This is a genomic window from Priestia sp. YIM B13490, assembly GCF_042787735.1.
In the GTDB taxonomy this organism is placed as follows: Bacteria; Bacillota; Bacilli; order Bacillales; family Bacillaceae_H; genus Priestia; species Priestia megaterium.
On record NZ_JBHZOT010000005.1, the window covers coordinates 20,368 to 37,671 of the forward strand.

At 39.0% G+C, this 17,304-nt stretch carries 18 protein-coding genes and 1 riboswitch; of the genes, 15 read left to right on the forward strand and 3 right to left on the reverse strand.

The annotated features are described in order from the left end of the window. The first annotated feature begins 97 nt into the window (after nt 1–97). The 8 genes from comGA to ACFX4R_RS16400 are packed head-to-tail and all read left to right on the forward strand — an operon-like array spanning nt 98 to nt 4,286. Complete coding sequence (comGA, locus tag ACFX4R_RS16365; RefSeq protein WP_377569955.1) at nt 98–1,150, forward strand: competence type IV pilus ATPase ComGA; 1,053 nt, start codon at nt 98–100, stop codon at nt 1,148–1,150. Further along, nucleotides 1,141–2,187 (forward strand): competence type IV pilus assembly protein ComGB, encoded by a 1,047-nt coding sequence (gene comGB, locus ACFX4R_RS16370; protein ID WP_097824594.1) that lies wholly within the window; start codon nt 1,141–1,143, stop codon nt 2,185–2,187. Before comGA ends, comGB begins: the two co-directional genes overlap by 10 nt. A gap of 14 nt (nt 2,188–2,201) precedes the next feature. After that, nucleotides 2,202–2,513 (forward strand): competence type IV pilus major pilin ComGC, encoded by a 312-nt coding sequence (comGC, locus tag ACFX4R_RS16375; protein WP_013059175.1) that lies wholly within the window; start codon nt 2,202–2,204, stop codon nt 2,511–2,513. Continuing rightward, nucleotides 2,455–2,937 carry a competence type IV pilus minor pilin ComGD gene (gene comGD / locus ACFX4R_RS16380; protein ID WP_241771329.1) on the forward strand — a complete coding sequence of 161 codons (483 nt, stop codon included), beginning with the start codon at nt 2,455–2,457 and terminating at the stop codon, nt 2,935–2,937. The genes comGC and comGD overlap by 59 nt, the downstream gene beginning before the upstream one ends. Continuing rightward, nucleotides 2,921–3,259, forward strand: coding sequence for a type II secretion system protein (locus tag ACFX4R_RS16385; protein ID WP_028410645.1), 339 nt, complete (start codon nt 2,921–2,923; stop codon nt 3,257–3,259). Before comGD ends, ACFX4R_RS16385 begins: the two co-directional genes overlap by 17 nt. After that, on the forward strand, nt 3,256–3,693 hold the full coding sequence (gene comGF, locus ACFX4R_RS16390; RefSeq protein ID WP_043976239.1) for a competence type IV pilus minor pilin ComGF: 438 nt from the start codon (nt 3,256–3,258) through the stop codon (nt 3,691–3,693). Before ACFX4R_RS16385 ends, comGF begins: the two co-directional genes overlap by 4 nt. Then, nucleotides 3,683–4,057, forward strand: a complete 375-nt coding sequence (gene comGG / locus ACFX4R_RS16395; protein ID WP_043976241.1) for a competence type IV pilus minor pilin ComGG — start codon at nt 3,683–3,685, stop codon at nt 4,055–4,057. The genes comGF and comGG overlap by 11 nt, the downstream gene beginning before the upstream one ends. A gap of 43 nt (nt 4,058–4,100) precedes the next feature. Continuing rightward, nucleotides 4,101–4,286, forward strand: coding sequence for a YqzE family protein (locus tag ACFX4R_RS16400; RefSeq protein WP_013059170.1), 186 nt, complete (start codon nt 4,101–4,103; stop codon nt 4,284–4,286). A gap of 24 nt (nt 4,287–4,310) precedes the next feature. Here ACFX4R_RS16400 and ACFX4R_RS16405 read toward each other — a convergent pair whose 3' ends face one another. Together ACFX4R_RS16405 and ACFX4R_RS16410 are read right to left on the reverse strand one after the other, a co-directional pair. After that, nucleotides 4,311–5,135, reverse strand: coding sequence for a YqhG family protein (locus ACFX4R_RS16405; RefSeq protein ID WP_013059169.1), 825 nt, complete (start codon nt 5,133–5,135; stop codon nt 4,311–4,313). Further along, on the reverse strand, nt 5,122–6,795 hold the full coding sequence (locus ACFX4R_RS16410) for a DEAD/DEAH box helicase (RefSeq protein WP_013085010.1): 1,674 nt from the start codon (nt 6,793–6,795) through the stop codon (nt 5,122–5,124). Before ACFX4R_RS16410 ends, ACFX4R_RS16405 begins: the two co-directional genes overlap by 14 nt. Nucleotides 6,796–6,975: 180 nt before the next feature. After that, nucleotides 6,976–7,068, forward strand: a riboswitch (glycine riboswitch). 212 nt (nt 7,069–7,280) lie between these two features. On the opposite strand from ACFX4R_RS16410, the gene gcvT reads away from it, so the two are divergent. From gcvT to gcvPB, 3 genes are read left to right on the forward strand one after another with little or no spacing between them, the layout of a single operon-like run. After that, a complete protein-coding gene (gene gcvT, locus ACFX4R_RS16415) occupies nt 7,281–8,381 on the forward strand; it encodes a glycine cleavage system aminomethyltransferase GcvT (RefSeq protein WP_043976245.1) in 1,101 nt (366 codons plus the stop codon). Nucleotides 8,382–8,401: 20 nt separating this feature from the next. Beyond that, a complete protein-coding gene (gene gcvPA, locus ACFX4R_RS16420) occupies nt 8,402–9,748 on the forward strand; it encodes an aminomethyl-transferring glycine dehydrogenase subunit GcvPA (protein ID WP_237074137.1) in 1,347 nt (448 codons plus the stop codon). Continuing rightward, nucleotides 9,741–11,219, forward strand: a complete 1,479-nt coding sequence (gene gcvPB / locus ACFX4R_RS16425) for an aminomethyl-transferring glycine dehydrogenase subunit GcvPB (RefSeq protein WP_043976249.1) — start codon at nt 9,741–9,743, stop codon at nt 11,217–11,219. The genes gcvPA and gcvPB overlap by 8 nt, the downstream gene beginning before the upstream one ends. A 44-nt stretch (nt 11,220–11,263) precedes the next feature. On the opposite strand, the gene ACFX4R_RS16430 is transcribed toward gcvPB, so the two are convergent. Next, nucleotides 11,264–11,647 carry a rhodanese-like domain-containing protein gene (locus ACFX4R_RS16430; RefSeq protein ID WP_013085006.1) on the reverse strand — a complete coding sequence of 128 codons (384 nt, stop codon included), beginning with the start codon at nt 11,645–11,647 and terminating at the stop codon, nt 11,264–11,266. 230 nt (nt 11,648–11,877) lie between these two features. Between ACFX4R_RS16430 and ACFX4R_RS16435 the strand changes: the two genes are divergently transcribed. From ACFX4R_RS16435 to ACFX4R_RS16450, 4 genes are all read left to right on the forward strand, one after another. Then, complete coding sequence (locus ACFX4R_RS16435) at nt 11,878–12,711, forward strand: lipoate--protein ligase family protein (protein WP_013085005.1); 834 nt, start codon at nt 11,878–11,880, stop codon at nt 12,709–12,711. Between the two features lie 311 nt (nt 12,712–13,022). Then, the gene (locus ACFX4R_RS16440) at nt 13,023–15,581 is read left to right on the forward strand and encodes a vitamin B12-dependent ribonucleotide reductase (protein WP_377569959.1); all 2,559 of its coding nucleotides are present in this window, start codon (nt 13,023–13,025) and stop codon (nt 15,579–15,581) included. A 284-nt stretch (nt 15,582–15,865) separates the two neighbouring features. Then, a complete protein-coding gene (gene mntR, locus ACFX4R_RS16445) occupies nt 15,866–16,297 on the forward strand; it encodes a transcriptional regulator MntR (RefSeq protein ID WP_013085004.1) in 432 nt (143 codons plus the stop codon). 102 nt (nt 16,298–16,399) lie between these two features. Beyond that, nucleotides 16,400–17,281, forward strand: a complete 882-nt coding sequence (locus ACFX4R_RS16450) for a patatin-like phospholipase family protein (RefSeq protein WP_016765549.1) — start codon at nt 16,400–16,402, stop codon at nt 17,279–17,281. Nucleotides 17,282–17,304: the final 23 nt, after the last annotated feature.

Sequence of the window (17,304 nt, forward strand, 5' to 3'; positions counted from 1 at the left end):
TGAAAAAAGAAGGAGGAAAATCTCGAAAAAGGTCGAAATTACTGTTTCTAGATGTTTTACCAATCATCTTGATTACAAATAAAGGAGTGATGATCGTTTGACCGAAATTGAACAGTTTGCTACTTACGTTATACGAGATGCATATGAGTGCCGAAGTTCTGATGTGCATATTGTACCCCGAAAGAAAGGTGCTGTGATTCAGCTGCGAATTGACCAGGAGCTTATTTTAAAGAGGGTTATTTCAAAGGAAATGTCTGAACGGCTCATTTCGCATTTTAAATTTTTAGGGGGAATGGATATTGGCGAGCGCAGAAAACCTCAAAATGGTGCATTGACGACTTCCATTGATCACTATCAAGTAAATTTGCGTTTATCAACTCTTCCTACTTCTAATGATGAAAGTCTTGTTATTCGGCTTTTGCCTCATCAACAATCTACATCTCTCAAACATTTATCTCTTTTTCCTGAACATACTAAAAAGCTTATTTCTCTCTTGAAATTCTCTCATGGATTAATTATTTTTACCGGTCCTACAGGATCAGGTAAAACCACTACTCTATATACTCTTTTACACGAAGTAAAGCACCTTTTTAATCGAAATGTTATTACACTAGAAGATCCTATTGAAAAACCGAGTGAAACTGTGCTTCAAGTACAGGTAAATGAACGGGCGGGAATTACGTACACGACTGGTTTAAAAGCTATATTGCGCCATGACCCAGACATTATCATGGTGGGAGAAATAAGAGATAGTGAGACTGCCAAAATTGCTGTGAGAGCAGCGCTTACCGGACACTTGGTTTTGACAACAATGCATACTAAAGATACAAAAGGGTCTTTGTACAGGCTGCTTGAGTTTGGCGTTAGCTTTCAAGAAATGGAACAGACTCTTGTAGCAGTAGCTGCACAGCGCCTTGTAGAAATTCGCTGTCCGCTGTGTTCCGGAAAATGCCACCCCGCTTGTAAAAAAATGAGGAAGCATCGTCAGTCCAGCATATACGAATTGCTTTATGGCAAGGAGCTTAGCGCAGTGATGAGAGAAGTGAAAGGAGAAAATGCGGATTATGATTATAAGACGCTCCGAGATGTTATTCTAAAAGGAATCGCGCTAGGCTATTTATATCCGCATTCGCTAGACGGATGGGGATAAAGACAAATAGACAAAAAAGGTGGTCTCTTGCTCAGCAAGCGAAAATTCTTAAGCAGGTCTCTAAGCTCTTGGAAAAAGGCTATACTCTTTCTCAAGCTCTTTCGTTTTTGACGTTTCAAGTATCTAACAAAGAAAAAACGGATATTGAAAAATGTCTTGAGCAGTTAAAACGAGGAGAATCTTTGCACGATGCTTTTGTTAAACTTCAGTTTCACCGTGATATTTTAAGCTATTTATATTTTGCGGAACAGCATGGAAACCTTCAATTTGCTTTAAAAGAAAGCAGCTCAATGATTGAAGAAAAAGTAAGGCATCGTAAAAAATTTCAAAAGCTTGTTCAATATCCCGTATTGCTACTGCTGTTTATTCTTTCCATTTTATTTGTTTTAAGTACGGTTTTACTTCCACAGTTTGAAGCTCTGTACTTATCCTTTGGAAACAAGCAGTCTTCGTTTATCCTCTTATTTATGCAGGCGATGTCGTTCTTTCCTTTTGTATTGCCTGCAGTCATCAGTATGCCAATCATCCTGTATTTGTTTTATGTGATGTACATTAAAAAATTGCCTCCAGTAGTTCAAATGCAGCTCTTTATGAGAGTTCCCGTTATCCGAACGTTCACACGGCTATTTAACTCGTACTTTTTTTCTGTTCATATGAGCAATTTACTAAATGGTGGTTTATCTATTTATGAATGCTTTGCTCTTTTTCAAAAGCAAGAGCATCATCCGTTTTTTCAAGTGGAAGCTTTTGCTTTTACAGATCAACTTTCCTCAGGAATGCGATTAGATCATATCGTTTCAGGTAAATCTCATTATGAAAAAGACTTGGCACACGTTATTGTGCATGGCCAGCAGAACGGTGAGCTTTCTCAAGAACTGTATGATTACAGTCTATTTATGATGGAAAGAATGGAACAGTTTATTTTTCGTATTTTAAAATATGTACAGCCGCTTACATTCTTATTCATCGGAATTGTCATTCTGCTTATGTATATGTCCGTTATGCTTCCGATGTTAGAAGTGATGTCGAGCTTGTAGAAAGGGGAAAGAATATGATTCTAAAAGGTGATAAAGGATTTACCCTTATTGAAATGCTCATTGTTATGCTCGTTATTACCGTGCTTTTGCTCATTATGATTCCAAATGTATTAAAGCATAATACGGTTATTAACAACAAAGGCTGCTCAGCTCTTGTCAAAACCGTAGAGGCTGAGGTACAAGTATACGAACTTGAAAATGGCGAAAAACCAAGTCTAGAAGAGCTTGAAGCAGGAGGCTACTTAAAAGAAGGCACCGTGTGTCCAAATGGTCAAGCCATTCAAATTGACGGTACCGGAAAGGTTACAGCTAGTGGTTCTTCTTAAGCAAAAAGGATTTACCCTCATTGAGATGCTGATGGTTTTATTTATTGTGCAAGTGATGATGTTTTCCATTATTGTAGCCATTCGTCCGCTTGTGGAATATTACAAAATCACATTATTTTTGCGACAGCTGCAAAGCGACACGTTTTATGTGCAGCAGACAGCCATGAACAGAGAATCTCCAATTAAAATTAACTTCGCACCGAAGGGAACAGAATATATTGTTTCTGATTCTCGTACCGTTCTTTATAAGCGCGCCTATGACTCCACCATTCATATCACGTTTGGAAGCGGAAATTCCACGATACAATACAACAAAAACGGCAATATTTCTCAAGCGAAGACCATTTTTATCAGCAATCAAAAATTTAAATATAAAGTTATTTTTCAAATAGGCAGAGGGCGTTTTTATGTGGACAAGATGTAAGGGTCAGCAGGGCTACACTTTGTTAGAAATGCTTGTTTCATTTAGTATGCTTTTACTCCTAACCGGTACAATTATTCCTTTGTATGTTCAGATGAAGGAAGCAGAAAAGAAGCAATATGTTTCGTATCAAGCCGATGCTATCTTGCACGAAGAGCTATTGAAATATAAATATGAAGCAGGATATAAACGGCGAGAAAAAATCGTAAAAGAAAACGTTGCGTTTTATCTGAAGTGGGACGGAGAAAGTGCTCAAAAGCTTTGTGTAGAATGGACAGATTCCGCTGAGAAAATGAAAAAGAAGTGTGATGTGATGTTGAAGTGAAAAGGGAAAAAGGTTTTACGCTTGTAGAGATGTTAGTCAGTTTTACTCTTTTTTTGATCATTGTTTCATTTTTCCCCATTATCATTCCGCTAGCGAAGCAAACATATAATCCGGACTTTAGTATGAATGAAATGGAATGGGAAATCTTTGTGAATCAACTTGCTATGGAATATCGAGAAGCAAAAGAAGTAGGAATTCATGCGACTACGCTTACGTTGAAAATGGAAAATAATCAGATCATCACTTATGAACGCTATGAAGACAAGATAAGAAGACGAGTGGATGAAAGCGGTCATGAAGTTGTGCTGCAGCACATTAAGAATATTATGTATGAACAGCAAAAAGAAAGGCTGTTAATTCGTTCAACAGACCGTGTGAACAAAGTTAGAGAAGAAACCATTACGACGTTTTTGATGCTTGCTCATGAAACATAATGAGCAAGGATTTATTCTCCCCGTTGTTTTGGCATTTTGTGCGCTTTTTCTTCTGTTAGTAGCTCAGCAAACCACTTATTTTGTGACGAAAAGTTCATTTTATCAAGAAGTAGAGCAGAAAAATCGCCTGCAGCATCTTTTAGAAAACGCGGTTGTACATGTAAAAAAAGAAATAAAAGAACATAATAAATCTCCATTTGCATCTTTAGTATTAGAAACTGGTACGGTTTCATACGAAGTAGTAAGTGAAGATGAACAGATGATTATCCTAAAAATAAAATGTCAAACATTGCAAGGAAGAGCATTGACGGAAACGGCATATATTCAAAAAAAGGATCAGCACATTGTGAAGTGGACGGATTAAGTCTCTTTCTCTCCGGATATAATAGTGCTGAGGAGTTGATTATATGAAAACGAATGATTATGTAAAATATATGACTCAGCAATTTGTACAATATATGGATCAGCCAAAAGAAGAGAGGAAAACGAAAAAAATTCAAAAAAAAGAAGAGCGAGCACCTTTTGCAAACAGATGGTTTGGAATGATTCCGCTGTCGTTTATGCTGTGGTATCGAAAGAAAAAAGAAAGATGAGCATATCATATGCTCATCTTTTTTTTAACCGGCTTGTGTTTTGTTAAATTGACGAGACATCGTTTCAGGCGATATGTAAAATAAGCCACCGTTTATAAACTTAAACAAGATAGTCGGCTCGTACAGTTCTTGAAGCGCTGTTTTTTCGGTCATATATATTTCTGGTAGCTCTTCTGCTGTTTCGTAAAAATGATCAAGAAGCGCTAAGTCTTCATACCATCTCTCCTGCGCTTTTTCAGCCCATTCAGTTGGCTGAGCTTTAACATAGTCAGTCACATATGATGTGAGTCGTGCGATGGCACTTTTAGGTTTAATAAAAGGTGAGAGAGTAAAGCAATAGTCTGAGATTTTAGATGACAAATTTTGATTAATGATTAATTCATGAAATGATTCAATAATCTGTCCATTGATTAAATTAATGCCAAGCGACAAGAGCTCATCTTTTTTACGATCGCATTTGTATGAGACTTTAATATTTAATGCAAGCCAAGGGTGTAAAGGCTGATTTGTTGGCTGAGCTGATGCAACTTGTTCATACAAGTGAATAAACCCGCCTAGTTTTTGAGTAGAAGCGAAAATTTGGTGCAGCCTAGGTGAACCGAAATGAATTCGTTCTCCTTGAACGGAATCGTCTTCAAATGCTGGGTCTGTAATGAAAGTGAGCGAAGCAGGAGTTGCTTCTCCTCCCGTCTTTTCAATATAGTGCCAATAAAATGGACGATTCATCAATTCTTTATCGAGTTCAATCGTTAATTGAACCGTCAGGTAAGAAGATGTTTCTGTGACAATAGAACAATTATTAGCTAGAAAATAACGCTTTAAAAATTGATGAATATCAGTTTGCTGCATGCTGATCCTCCTCGCTGTCTTCGTATTGAATAATAGACGTCAAGTTCTCCATTTTGATTTTTATTTCTCCTTCACTCCGTGAATGAAATAAAATATCCTGAATATGCTCTTCGATATTTTTTAAATCAAGCTTTGTTAAAATATCATCTAGCTCTCCAACAACTCGTTCAAAAAGGTTTATTTTTTCGTATAACAATTTTAAAATATGTTCTTCGACCGTATGTTGAATGGCTAAATTGTAAATGTGAACATCATGTTTTTGACCTAAACGATGGACCCTTCCAATTCGCTGTTCTAGACGCATTGGATTCCACGGCAGATCATAGTTAATGATATGATGACAAAACTGAAGATTGATTCCTTCTCCGCCTGCTTCAGTGGCAATAAATACTTGCGCGTGGCTTTCAAAAAGCTGCTTCATCCAGTCTTTTTTACCTCGCTTAAATCCGCCTCTAAAAGGTACAGAGGTAATTCCATGCTGTTTTAAATACCACTGTAAATACAGTTGAGTTGCTCTGTACTCAGTAAAAATAATGACTTTATCATCAATTTTCTGAACGAGTTCTAGCACTTTTTCTGCTTTTGCATTTTGCGGAACTTGCTGAAGTAGTTCCATTAACGGAGTAATCATATGTTCCGTTAATGCGCTGTTTGGATCTTCCTGACGTTCCAGCATGTTTTTTAATGTCATATACACCGCTTCACGGCTGCTGCAGGCCTCTCGCTGCAGGGTTAAAATTGAAAAAGCGCTTGAAGGGTGGAGTCCGTTTCCTTTAAAAGATGTAATCGCATCGTATAGCTCCCGTTCTTTCGGCGAGAATTCAACAGGAATGGTTTGAACAATTCGCTTTGTCCATTCGATACCCGTATCGTGGCGGCGATTTCGAATCATAACTTTGTTAACAAGCTCTTTTAAGTGTTCATCGTTTTGCAAAGAGCGTTTTTTAGCGGAAAATAATTCTTCGAAATAGTCTTTATTGCCGAGATGACCAGGCTTTAAAAGAGAGACTAAGTTAAAAATTTCTTCAATTCGATTTTGAATCGGTGTTGCGGTTAGCAACAGACAAAATTTCTTTTTTAGACTTTGCACAAATTCATAGTTTTTTGTTTTGTTGTTTTTAAGTTTATGAGCTTCATCAATGATGATGAGGTCGTAGTCTTGTTCTAGCACAATTTCTCGATGAGGAGAACGTTTTGCTGTATCAATTGAAGACACAACGATGTCACACTGATCCCACACGTATGATTTTCTTTGAGGGACTGCGGGAATATAAAATTTTTGGTTCAATTCCATAGCCCACTGTGAAACAAGCGAAGCTGGAACTAAAATGAGAACTTTTTTAACAAGTCCGCGAATCATATATTCCTTCAAAATTAACCCTGCTTCAATCGTTTTGCCCAGTCCTACTTCATCTGCTAAAATGGCTTTCCCATTCATTGTTTCAACTACTTGTTTGGCTACTTCGAGCTGATGAGGAAGCGGCGTTAAATCGGCTAGATGTTTTGGGCTTTGTAGTCCTTCAAATTCTGAGATAAGCGTTTGGTCTTCTATTTCATAGGCAAGTTTATACAAATCCCATGCAGACCAAGGGCCGTCTTGCTCCAATTTAGTTGAGAAGGCTGCTTCCCATGTTTCATCGATGTTTAATTTCACTTTCATGATAAAAATGCTCCTTTGTGAAAAATTTTTATTGAACAAATGATAAGAATCAGGTAGGATAAAAATATATTTAGAAAATTTGAAAAAGAAAATAGATTAGCACTTTACAAATGATTGTGTGAATAAAGATAGATACATCTTTCAGTAGTATGCCCAACTTTACCAACTTTATAGAAGCGAATGACGACACGGGGAGAGACTACTTGAATGTAGCGCCGAAGGAGCAAGCAATAAAATTGTGAATCTCTCAGGCAAAAAGACTCTTGTTTGACGCAGCTCTGGAGAGCGTCTATGCGTTTATAGACCACCCACGAGGCAAACCTATTCATTTATAGGTAAACTTTCAGGTGAAAAGGACAGAGACTTCCTACTAAATACAGTAGGGGGTTTTCTGTCCTTTTTTGTTTGGATAAATAGTGATCCCCACACTATTTGAAAACTCCCCGTTATGAAAAGTTTCACGTGAAAAAGAGGAGGACATAAATATGACAACAGAATTACACAAAACGCCGCTTTATGATACCTATCAAAAATATGGTGCCAAAACAATTGATTTTGGAGGATGGGCTCTTCCCGTTCAATTTTCTTCTATTAAAGAAGAGCATGAAGCTGTACGTACAAAGGCAGGCCTTTTTGATGTCTCTCATATGGGAGAAATTCTTGTAACAGGAGCTGATAGCTTAGCTTTTCTTCAGCACACGATGACAAATGACGTTTCTACCCTCGTAGATGGAAAAGCGCAGTATACGGCTATGTGTTATGAAGACGGAGGCACGGTAGATGATTTGCTGATTTATAAAAAAGCAGATCAAGAGTATTTGCTAGTCGTAAACGCTGCTAATATTCAAAAAGACTATGAGTGGCTGGTGTCTCACAAACAAGGAGATGTAACGCTCGTTAATCAGTCTGATGAAACTGCGCAGCTAGCTTTGCAAGGTCCTGTAGCAGAAAAAGTTTTACAAACGTTAACGAACGAAAATTTAGCTTTGTTAAAGCCATTTACATTTGCTGATGATGTAGAAGTAGCGAATGTAAAAGCTCTCGTTTCACGTACTGGGTACACCGGGGAAGATGGCTTTGAAATTTATTGTTCTTCAGCTGACGCAGCTCACTTGTGGACAGCTATTTTAGAAGCAGGCAGTGATGAAGGTGTGCTGCCTTGCGGATTAGGTGCTCGCGATACGCTTCGTTTTGAAGCTACTTTGGCTTTATATGGCCAAGAGCTTTCAAAAGATATTACGCCCATTGAAGCTCGAATTGGATTTGCAGTAAAGACGAACAAAGACAGCTTTATTGGAAAAGAAGTGTTAAAAGAACAGCGTGAAAGCGGGGCACCTCGTAAGCTGGTAGGAATTGAAATGATTGATAAAGGTATACCAAGACACGGTTACGAAGTACTTGCAGATGAAGAACAAATTGGATTTGTGACAACAGGTACACAGTCACCGACATTAAAGAAAAACATCGGTCTAGCACTATTGTCAGCAGAGTATACAGAGCTTGGTCAAGAAGTGGAAGTGCAGGTTCGGAAAAAGCGCTTAAAAGCAAAAGTGGTTTCAACACCTTTTTATAAACGTTCAAAGTAAGCTTTGGGGAGGAATTTAACATGTTACATCGCTATTTACCAATGACAGAACAAGATCAGCAGCAAATGTTAGCAGCAATTGGTGTTTCATCTGTTGATGATTTATTTTCAGATATTCCGCAGCGCGTTCGTTTTCAAGGAGAATACAATATTAAAAAAGCGGCTTCAGAGCCTCAGCTGTTAAAAGAATTAAATAGTATGGCTGCTAAAAATGCTCATTTAAAAGACTATGCTTCTTTTTTAGGAGCAGGAGTTTACGATCATTACATGCCGGTTATTGTTGATCATGTTATTTCTCGTTCGGAATTTTATACGGCCTATACTCCGTATCAACCGGAAATTTCTCAAGGAGAACTTCAGGCCATCTTTGAATTTCAAACAATGATTTGTGAGTTAACGGGGATGGACGTGGCTAATTCTTCTATGTATGACGGAGGAACTGCTTTAGCAGAAGCCGCTATGCTTAGTGCGGGTCAAACAAAAAAGAAAAAAGTACTTGTCTCTGCGGCTGTTCACCCTGAGTCAAAAGATGTGTTAAAAACGTATGCGAAGGGTCAATACATTGAAGTGGTAGAAATCCCTTCAGCAGACGGCGTAACAGATATGATTGCATTAGAAAAAGAGATGGGGAGTGACGTGGCAGCTGTTATTGTCCAGTATCCAAATTTCTACGGACAAATCGAGCCGTTAAAAGAAATTGAAGAAATTACCCATCAAGAAAAATGCATGTTTGTGGTTTCAAGCAATCCTTTATCATTAGGTTTACTTACGCCTCCTGGAGAATTCGGAGCTGATATTGTCATTGGAGATGCACAGCCATTTGGTATTCCAAGTCAATTTGGAGGCCCGCACTGCGGATACTTTGCAACTACGTCTAAGCTTATGCGAAAAATCCCAGGACGATTAGTAGGGCAAACGGTCGATGAAAACGGTAAGCGAGGGTTTGTTTTAACCCTTCAAGCGCGTGAACAGCATATACGCCGCGATAAAGCGACGTCTAACATTTGTTCAAATCAAGCGTTAAATGCTTTAGCAGCATCAGTTGCAATGACAGCTTTAGGCAAGCAAGGTGTAAAAGAAATGGCGCTGCAAAACTTATCAAAAACGCATTATGCATATGAAGCGTTAAAGGCAAAAGGGGTAAATGTAGCATTTGAAGGACCGTTTTTTAACGAATTAGTCGTGAAGCTTCCGGTTTCGGTAACAGAAGCAAACAATCATTTATTAGCATCAAAAATAATTGGCGGTTATGATCTTAGCCGTGATAACCAAGCGCATGAAAATCACATGCTGCTTGCTTTTACAGAGCTCCGTACAAAAGAGGAAATTGACCAACTTGTAAATGAATTGGGGGATCTTCATGCTTAATCAAAATCAATCACTTATTTTTGAAAGCAGTAAAGAAGGGCGAATCGGCTATTCATTGCCAGAGTTAGATGTGCCGCAAGTAAATGCTGAAGAACTGCTTGGGAAAGCGTATGTGCGTACCAAAGCTCCTGAGCTTCCTGAAGTATCAGAACTCGATATTATGCGTCATTACACCGCGCTTTCAAAACGAAATCACGGGGTAGACTCAGGGTTTTATCCGCTTGGTTCATGTACGATGAAATATAATCCCAAAGTGAATGAACAAGCAGCACGCATTGCTGGGTTTGCGCATATTCATCCGCTTCAAGATGAGCAAACGGTTCAAGGTGCTCTCGAACTTTTATATGATTTACAAGAGCATTTAACAGAAATTACAGGAATGGATGAAGTAACACTTCAGCCAGCAGCAGGTGCTCACGGCGAGTGGACCGGGCTTATGATGATTCGTGCCTATCATGAAGCAAATGGTGAGACGCAGCGAACAAAAGTCATTGTTCCAGACTCAGCTCACGGAACGAACCCGGCTTCGGCAACAGTTGCGGGATTTGAAACGGTGACGGTAAAATCAAACGAACATGGTTTAGTGGACTTAGAGGATTTACGCCGCGTAGTAGGAGAAGATACAGCCGCGTTAATGTTAACAAACCCAAATACGCTGGGATTATTTGAAGAAGATATTTTAGAAATGGCTGAAATTGTTCACGCAGCAGGTGGAAAGCTTTATTATGATGGTGCAAATTTAAACGCAGTATTAAGTAAAGCCCGTCCTGGAGATATGGGGTTTGACGTTGTTCATTTAAACCTTCATAAAACGTTTACAGGCCCTCATGGAGGAGGCGGTCCTGGCTCTGGTCCGGTAGGGGTAAAAGCAGAGTTAATTCCGTATTTGCCTAAACCAGTGCTTGTGAAAACAGAAGAAGGCTATCACTTTGACTATAACCGTCCTCAGTCAATTGGACGTGTAAAGCCGTTTTACGGCAACTTCGGTATCAACGTTCGCGCTTATACGTATATTCGTTCAATGGGTCCAGACGGCTTAAAAGCTGTGACGGAAAACGCTGTGCTAAATGCCAACTATATGATGCGTCGTTTAGCAGAACACTATGAGCTTCCGTTTGACCGTCACTGTAAGCACGAATTTGTTTTATCTGGAAAACGTCAGAAAAAGCTTGGCGTGCGCACATTGGATATTGCGAAACGACTGCTTGATTTTGGCTATCATCCGCCGACTATCTACTTCCCGCTTATCGTAGAAGAGTGCATGATGATCGAACCAACGGAAACGGAGTCGAAAGAAACGCTAGATGCGTTTATCGATGCGATGATTCAAATTGCAAAAGAAGCAGAAGAAACGCCTGAAGTCGTACAGGAAGCTCCGCATACAACGGTTGTGAAGCGCCTTGATGAAACGCTGGCAGCGAGAAAGCCAGTTCTTCGCTATCAGAAAGAACAGGCTGTTCAAAACGTCTAACAAAAAACCTCGCCCAAAGGCGAGGTTTTTCTATATACATACCATTATTTTTTCTTTTTCACTTTACCGTTCCACATTTTGAAGCCGCCTTTTAAATCATAGATTTCTTGAACACCGTGGCGACGAAGCATTTGTGCTGCGCGTCCTGTGCGCATTCCGCTTTGACAATAGATGTAGACAGGCTGATCTGGACGAAATTCTTTAATGCGCATACGGAACTGTGAAAGAGGAATATTTCGTGCGCCTAAAATATGTCCGTTTTCGAATTCATTCGGTTCACGAATATCAACTAGCTGTGCCTTGCGGTAGCCGCTGCGGAATTCTTCTTCAGTTAACGTTTTCATAATGCGACGTTGGACAAAGAACATAACGACAGAGTATATGATGATTACTCCAAGTAAAATGAGTACTGCTGTAATTGCTGACATGCTGATTCTTCCTTTCTTCGACAAAATCCATACTCTTATTATATAAGTGAATGAAATTAGAAGTAAAGCGATTTTGCCTTGAATCTAGCGGATTTCTTCCCGGAAATGAAAAAACTACCACATTTGAATTCACAGTTTTATGTTGCTCTTTGCTTTTCCTTAGCTCAATCTTTTGGTAGACTAAAAAACGGATTTATTTTTTATATTACATATAGCTGAGGATGAGGTAGATGAAAGCAAAGTGGAGATTTATTGATTCCAACAACCGTTCGCCTTATTACAATATGGCGTTAGATGAAGCGTTATTAGAATGGCATAGTAAAGGAGAAATTCCACCTACGATTCGTTTTTACGGATGGAACCCTCCAACGCTGTCAATCGGTTATTTTCAAAAAGCTGAAAAAGAAATTAACTTTGATAAAGTAAAAGAATTAGGGCTAGGCTTTGTAAGACGTCCAACGGGCGGCAGGGGCGTGCTTCACGATGAAGAGCTTACTTACAGCGTAATTGTATCTGAAGAGTATCCTAACATGCCCAAGACAGTTACAGAGGCATATCGCGTAATCTCTGAAGGTTTACTGGAAGGATTTCGTTCGTTAGGGCTCGAGGCTTATTTTGCTATTCCTCGTTCAGAAGAAGAAAAAAATAGCTTAAAAAACCCTCGTTCGTCCGTGTGCTTTGATGCTCCTTCTTGGTATGAACTAGTTGTAGAGGGCCGCAAGATTGCTGGAAGTGCCCAAACTAGACAAAAAGGAGTTATTCTACAGCACGGCTCTATTCTGTTAGAGATTGATGAAGATAAATTATTCAGTGTGTTTAATTATCCAAATGATCGCGTGAAAGAAAGAATGCAGCGCGCATTTCGTTCTAAAGCGGTAGCCATCAATGCAATTGCGGGCCGCAAAATCTCTATTGAAGAAGCAAAAGAAGCGTTTTATAAAGGATTTGCTTCTGCTCTTGATATCGATTTAGAACCGTATACACTGTCTGAAGAAGAGGAAGCATATGTAGAAGAACTAGCGCGCACAAAGTACGGATCGGATGAATGGAACTTTAAGCGCTAAACGGATGCCCATGGGAAATAGATAAAAGTGCAACTTCTTATAAGTTGCACTTTTTAGTGGGATTTTTAGAAACAATGCTTGGCTAATAGAATACATAGGGAAGAAAAGTCAAACACTTTTTTTACGAAAAAAAAAATATTTCACTTGACACCCTTCTATATGTAGATGTTTGGGGAAGTGTCAAATACTATATATTGAATTCGTCCAAGCCGTGTGGTAAGTTATTGATAGTTGATTGAAAACTTTATTTCCTTTAAAAGGAAATAAAGTTAATAAATTTATAGATGTTCGATAGGTAAGGAGTTGTGAGAATGACTGTTTTGTTAAATCAAAAAGTGAATATGAATGTTGAAAAGCTCAATTCAGATATTGAACGCTTTCCGCAAGTACATCCGATTACACCGGATATGAAGTTGACTCATAAAGGTGTTTCAAGATTGGTAATGTTAGACCGTTATGCGTTTAAAGATACGGAAAAATTAACGTTATCAGAAGGAGATTTTGTTGTTCTAACCGTAAAGGAAGATCCAAAATTTCCAGCACGAGGACTTGGCTATGTGGAAAGCATTAATTTTGAGCAAAAAACCGCTGTTGTCAAGGTAGAAGATGAGTTTAGAGGAGCTTTATCGCCTGAAGAAGCAGAAAACGGATTAATTACTCGTTCTTTAGATGTCATTGAAAAACCTCTAGAAGTCTTCTATGAGCAAATTGCAAAACGTAATGCAACAGGCTTAGCTTCTGTGGAAAAAACAGAAGAAAAGCGCAAAGAGTGGTTTGAAAAGTTCTATCAAGAGCTTGTTCAGCTAAACTTTGTACCAGCTGGCCGCGTTCTTTACGGTGCAGGTGCTGATACGGACGTAACGTACTTCAACTGTTATGTAATGCCTTATGTAAAAGATTCACGTGAAGGTATTTCAGAACACCGCAAACAAGTAATGGAAATCATGAGCCGTGGAGGCGGTGTTGGAACGAATGGTTCAACTCTTCGCCCACGCAACACGCTGGCTCGCGGTGTAAACGGTAAATCATCTGGTTCGGTTTCATGGTTAGATGATATTGCTAAACTGACGCATCTTGTTGAGCAAGGTGGGTCACGTCGTGGGGCCCAAATGATCATGCTTGCCGACTGGCATCCTGACATTGTAGAATTTATTATTTCTAAAATGCAAAACCCTCGCATTTTACGTTTCTTAATTGAAAACACAAATGACGAAATGATTAAAAAACATGCGCAAGATAAATTGAAGTTCACGCCGCTAACAGAGTCTGAAGAAGCGATGTACCAAGGAATCATTAACTATAAACAAATTCCTGGTCTTGGTGGGTTCAGTGAAAAAATCATCAAAGATGCAGAAGAAAAGCTGCAAACAGGCGGAACGTACAGCGTTCATAACTCAGAGTTTTTAACAGGAGCAAACATTTCTGTATGCTTAACAAAAGATTTTATGGATGCTGTTGAAAACGACGGAGAATACGAACTTCGCTTCCCAGACGTAGAAAGCTATTCAAAAGAAGAAATGGCTAACTACAATGAAAACTGGCACGAAGTAGGTGACGTGCGCGAATGGGCAAAACAAGGAAACAAAGTTCGTACGTATCGTACTATCCGTGCAAAAGAGCTATGGAACTTAATTAATATTTGTGCAACGTACTCAGCTGAACCAGGCATTTTCTTCTTTGACAATGCTAATGATATGACAAATGCTCAAGCATATGGTCAGCACGTTGTTGCAACAAATCCATGTGGTGAACAACCACTTGCACCATTTTCTGTCTGCAACTTAGCTGCTGTTAACCTAGCGCAAATGGCAGATAAAGAAACGAAAACTGTTAACTTTGAAAAGTTACGTCAAACGGTTGAGACAGGCGTTAGAATGCAAGATAACGTTATTGATGCAACTCCTTATTTCTTAAAAGAAAACCAAAAGCAAGCGCTTGGCGAACGCCGCGTTGGCCTTGGTGTAATGGGTCTTCACGATCTTCTTATTTATTGTGAAACAGAGTACGGCTCTGACAAAGGCAATGAGTTAGTAGATAAAGTGTTTGAAACAATTGCAACGACGGCTTACCGCGCGTCTGTAGAGCTTGGAAAAGAAAAAGGAAGCTTCCCGTTCTTAGTAGGCGAAACAGATGCTGAAACGGCTTCTTTACGTGAAGCATTCACAAATACAGGCTTCATGAAAAAAATGCCTGAAGATATTCGTGAAAACATTAAAGAGAACGGTATCCGAAACTCTCATTTATTAACAGTAGCGCCAACAGGCAGTACTGGAACAATGGTTGGAGTATCAACGGGTCTTGAACCTTATTTCTCATTCTCATACTTCCGAAGCGGCCGTTTAGGTAAATTTATTGAAGTAAAAGCTGATATCGTTCAAGAGTATTTAGATCAGCATCCAGAAGCAGATCCAAACAACCTTCCTGAATGGTTCATTTCAGCTATGGAACTTGCACCACAAGCTCACGCGGATGTGCAATGTGTGATTCAGCGCTGGATTGACAGTTCAATTAGTAAAACAGTAAACGCTCCTCGCGGTTACACGGTAGAGCAAGTTCAAAAAGTGTACGAGCGTCTGTATAAAGGCGGAGCAAAAGGCGGTACGGTGTACGTAGACGGCAGCCGTGATGCACAAGTCTTAACGCTAAAAGCAGAAGAAAATACGTTTGATGAAGAAATTGAAGCGCCAAAAGAAGAAACGAAACCGCACGTTGTGTTAGTTGATACAATTAATGAAATTCGTTCAACTGATGTAACAATCGGTTCTGAAGTAGGTAATACGTGTCCGGTTTGCCGTCAAGGAACGGTAGAAGAAATGGGCGGATGCAACACATGTACAAACTGTGGTGCACAGCTGAAATGCGGCCTTTAATTTTGAATATGATTGACTAGTAAAAGCTGACTCAAACGAGTCAGCTTTTATTATGTATAAAAATGGGGCATAAATAAGAAGCGAGATCGAACGGTTCTTGTATTTGAATAAGCATTGTAGTATGATTTTAATTGAATGTCTTTTATCCAGTTTTATCTTATGACATCGCTTTATTTACACGTTTTTTTCACATAGATTATCAAACATGAACACGATATCACTATAAGAAACAGACATTTATGACTTATTATTAGCAATACATAATATTAATTGGGGGAGATTTCATGCCTACACCGAGTATGGAAGATTATATTGAACAAATATATATGCTAATTGAAGATAAAGGATACGCTCGAGTGTCTGATATTGCTGATGCATTGGCGGTTCACCCCTCATCTGTAACGAAGATGGTTCAAAAGCTAGACAAAGATGAGTACTTAATTTATGAAAAATATCGAGGCCTTGTTTTAACAGCTAAGGGGCAGAAGATTGGAAAACGTCTTGTTTATCGCCACGAGCTTTTAGAGCAGCTGCTGCGCATCATTGGCGTAGATGAGAAAAATATTTATGATGACGTAGAAGGAATTGAACATCATTTAAGCTGGAATTCCATTGATCGAATTGGAGATTTGGTTCAATACTTTGAAGAAAATCATAACCGTATTCAAGATCTTCGCAATGTACAAAAACGAAATGAAGAAGAACAAAAATTATAAGAAAAAAGCAGCGGCCAATAGCGTCACTGCTTTTTTTCTTTTTATCATAACTTGTTGCTGAGTCGACTACAAATGTAGAGTGGGTAGTTTGGAGGAGAGGCTGTGTACGTCGACGGAGTGTTTTCAGGTGGCGGTATTAAAGGGCTTGCACTGATTGGCGCGTTACAAGCTCTAGAAGAAAAAGGCTTGATCTTTCGGCGGTTAGCCGGAACGAGTGCGGGTTCCATTATTTGTGCATTTGTAGCAGCCGGTTATACAAGTGAAGAAATTGTTGAAATGATGAATGAAATTGAGTTATCGTCTTTTTTAGATCAAAGAATGTCTTTTTTACCATCAAGCTTGACAAAGTGGCTGTTTTTATATTGGAAAATGGGATTATATAAAGGAGAAAGGCTTGAAAAGTGGATTGCTGAAAAATTGCGGAGCAGAGGAATTCGTACATTTGCTGATTTGCCTGATCAGTCGCTGCGTATTATTGCTTCAGATTTGACCAACAGTACGATGCTTGTTCTTCCAGATGATTTGCCTAAATATCAAATCGACCCGAATCGCTTTTCTGTAGCAAGAGCCGTTCGAATGAGCTGCAGCATTCCATATTTTTTTGAGCCGGTTAAATTAAAATCTACCCCAAGCAGTTTAATAGTTGACGGGGGCGTGTTAAGCAACTTTCCAATTTTTCTGTTTGATGATGATAAAAGTCTTAAGAAACGACCGGTAATTGGGGTGAAGCTGAGCCCGAAGGACGAAGAAAGGGAACGGAATAAAATTAAGAATGCCGTTGGTTTATTCAGTGCGCTTTTTGAGACGATGAAAGATGCGCACGATGCAAGACATATTTCAAAACGTCACGAAAAAAATATTATCTTTTTACCTGTTAATCAAGTTTTTGCGACAGAATTTACCCTCACAGAAGAACGGAAGGAAGAGCTGATTGCGTTTGGTAAAAAGCGTACAAGGGCATTTTTGAAAAAATGGTGCTATTAAAAAAACAAGGAGGTTTTTCTCCT

Excerpts from the sequence above, each read along its gene's own strand:
- comGB (WP_097824594.1), top strand. The coding sequence starts at position 1,141 with ATGGGGATAAAGACAAATAGACAAAAAAGGTGGTCTCTTGCTCAGCAA.
- comGC (WP_013059175.1), top strand. The coding sequence starts at position 2,202 with ATGATTCTAAAAGGTGATAAAGGATTTACCCTTATTGAAATGCTCATT.
- comGD (WP_241771329.1), top strand. The coding sequence starts at position 2,455 with ATGGTCAAGCCATTCAAATTGACGGTACCGGAAAGGTTACAGCTAGTG.
- ACFX4R_RS16385 (WP_028410645.1), top strand. The coding sequence starts at position 2,921 with ATGTGGACAAGATGTAAGGGTCAGCAGGGCTACACTTTGTTAGAAATG.
- comGG (WP_043976241.1), top strand. The coding sequence starts at position 3,683 with ATGAAACATAATGAGCAAGGATTTATTCTCCCCGTTGTTTTGGCATTT.
- ACFX4R_RS16400 (WP_013059170.1), top strand. The coding sequence starts at position 4,101 with ATGAAAACGAATGATTATGTAAAATATATGACTCAGCAATTTGTACAA.
- ACFX4R_RS16405 (WP_013059169.1), bottom strand. The coding sequence starts at position 5,135 with ATGCAGCAAACTGATATTCATCAATTTTTAAAGCGTTATTTTCTAGCT.
- ACFX4R_RS16410 (WP_013085010.1), bottom strand. The coding sequence starts at position 6,795 with ATGAAAGTGAAATTAAACATCGATGAAACATGGGAAGCAGCCTTCTCA.
- gcvT (WP_043976245.1), top strand. The coding sequence starts at position 7,281 with ATGACAACAGAATTACACAAAACGCCGCTTTATGATACCTATCAAAAA.
- gcvPA (WP_237074137.1), top strand. The coding sequence starts at position 8,402 with ATGTTACATCGCTATTTACCAATGACAGAACAAGATCAGCAGCAAATG.
- gcvPB (WP_043976249.1), top strand. The coding sequence starts at position 9,741 with ATGCTTAATCAAAATCAATCACTTATTTTTGAAAGCAGTAAAGAAGGG.
- ACFX4R_RS16430 (WP_013085006.1), bottom strand. The coding sequence starts at position 11,647 with ATGTCAGCAATTACAGCAGTACTCATTTTACTTGGAGTAATCATCATA.
- ACFX4R_RS16435 (WP_013085005.1), top strand. The coding sequence starts at position 11,878 with ATGAAAGCAAAGTGGAGATTTATTGATTCCAACAACCGTTCGCCTTAT.
- ACFX4R_RS16440 (WP_377569959.1), top strand. The coding sequence starts at position 13,023 with ATGACTGTTTTGTTAAATCAAAAAGTGAATATGAATGTTGAAAAGCTC.
- mntR (WP_013085004.1), top strand. The coding sequence starts at position 15,866 with ATGCCTACACCGAGTATGGAAGATTATATTGAACAAATATATATGCTA.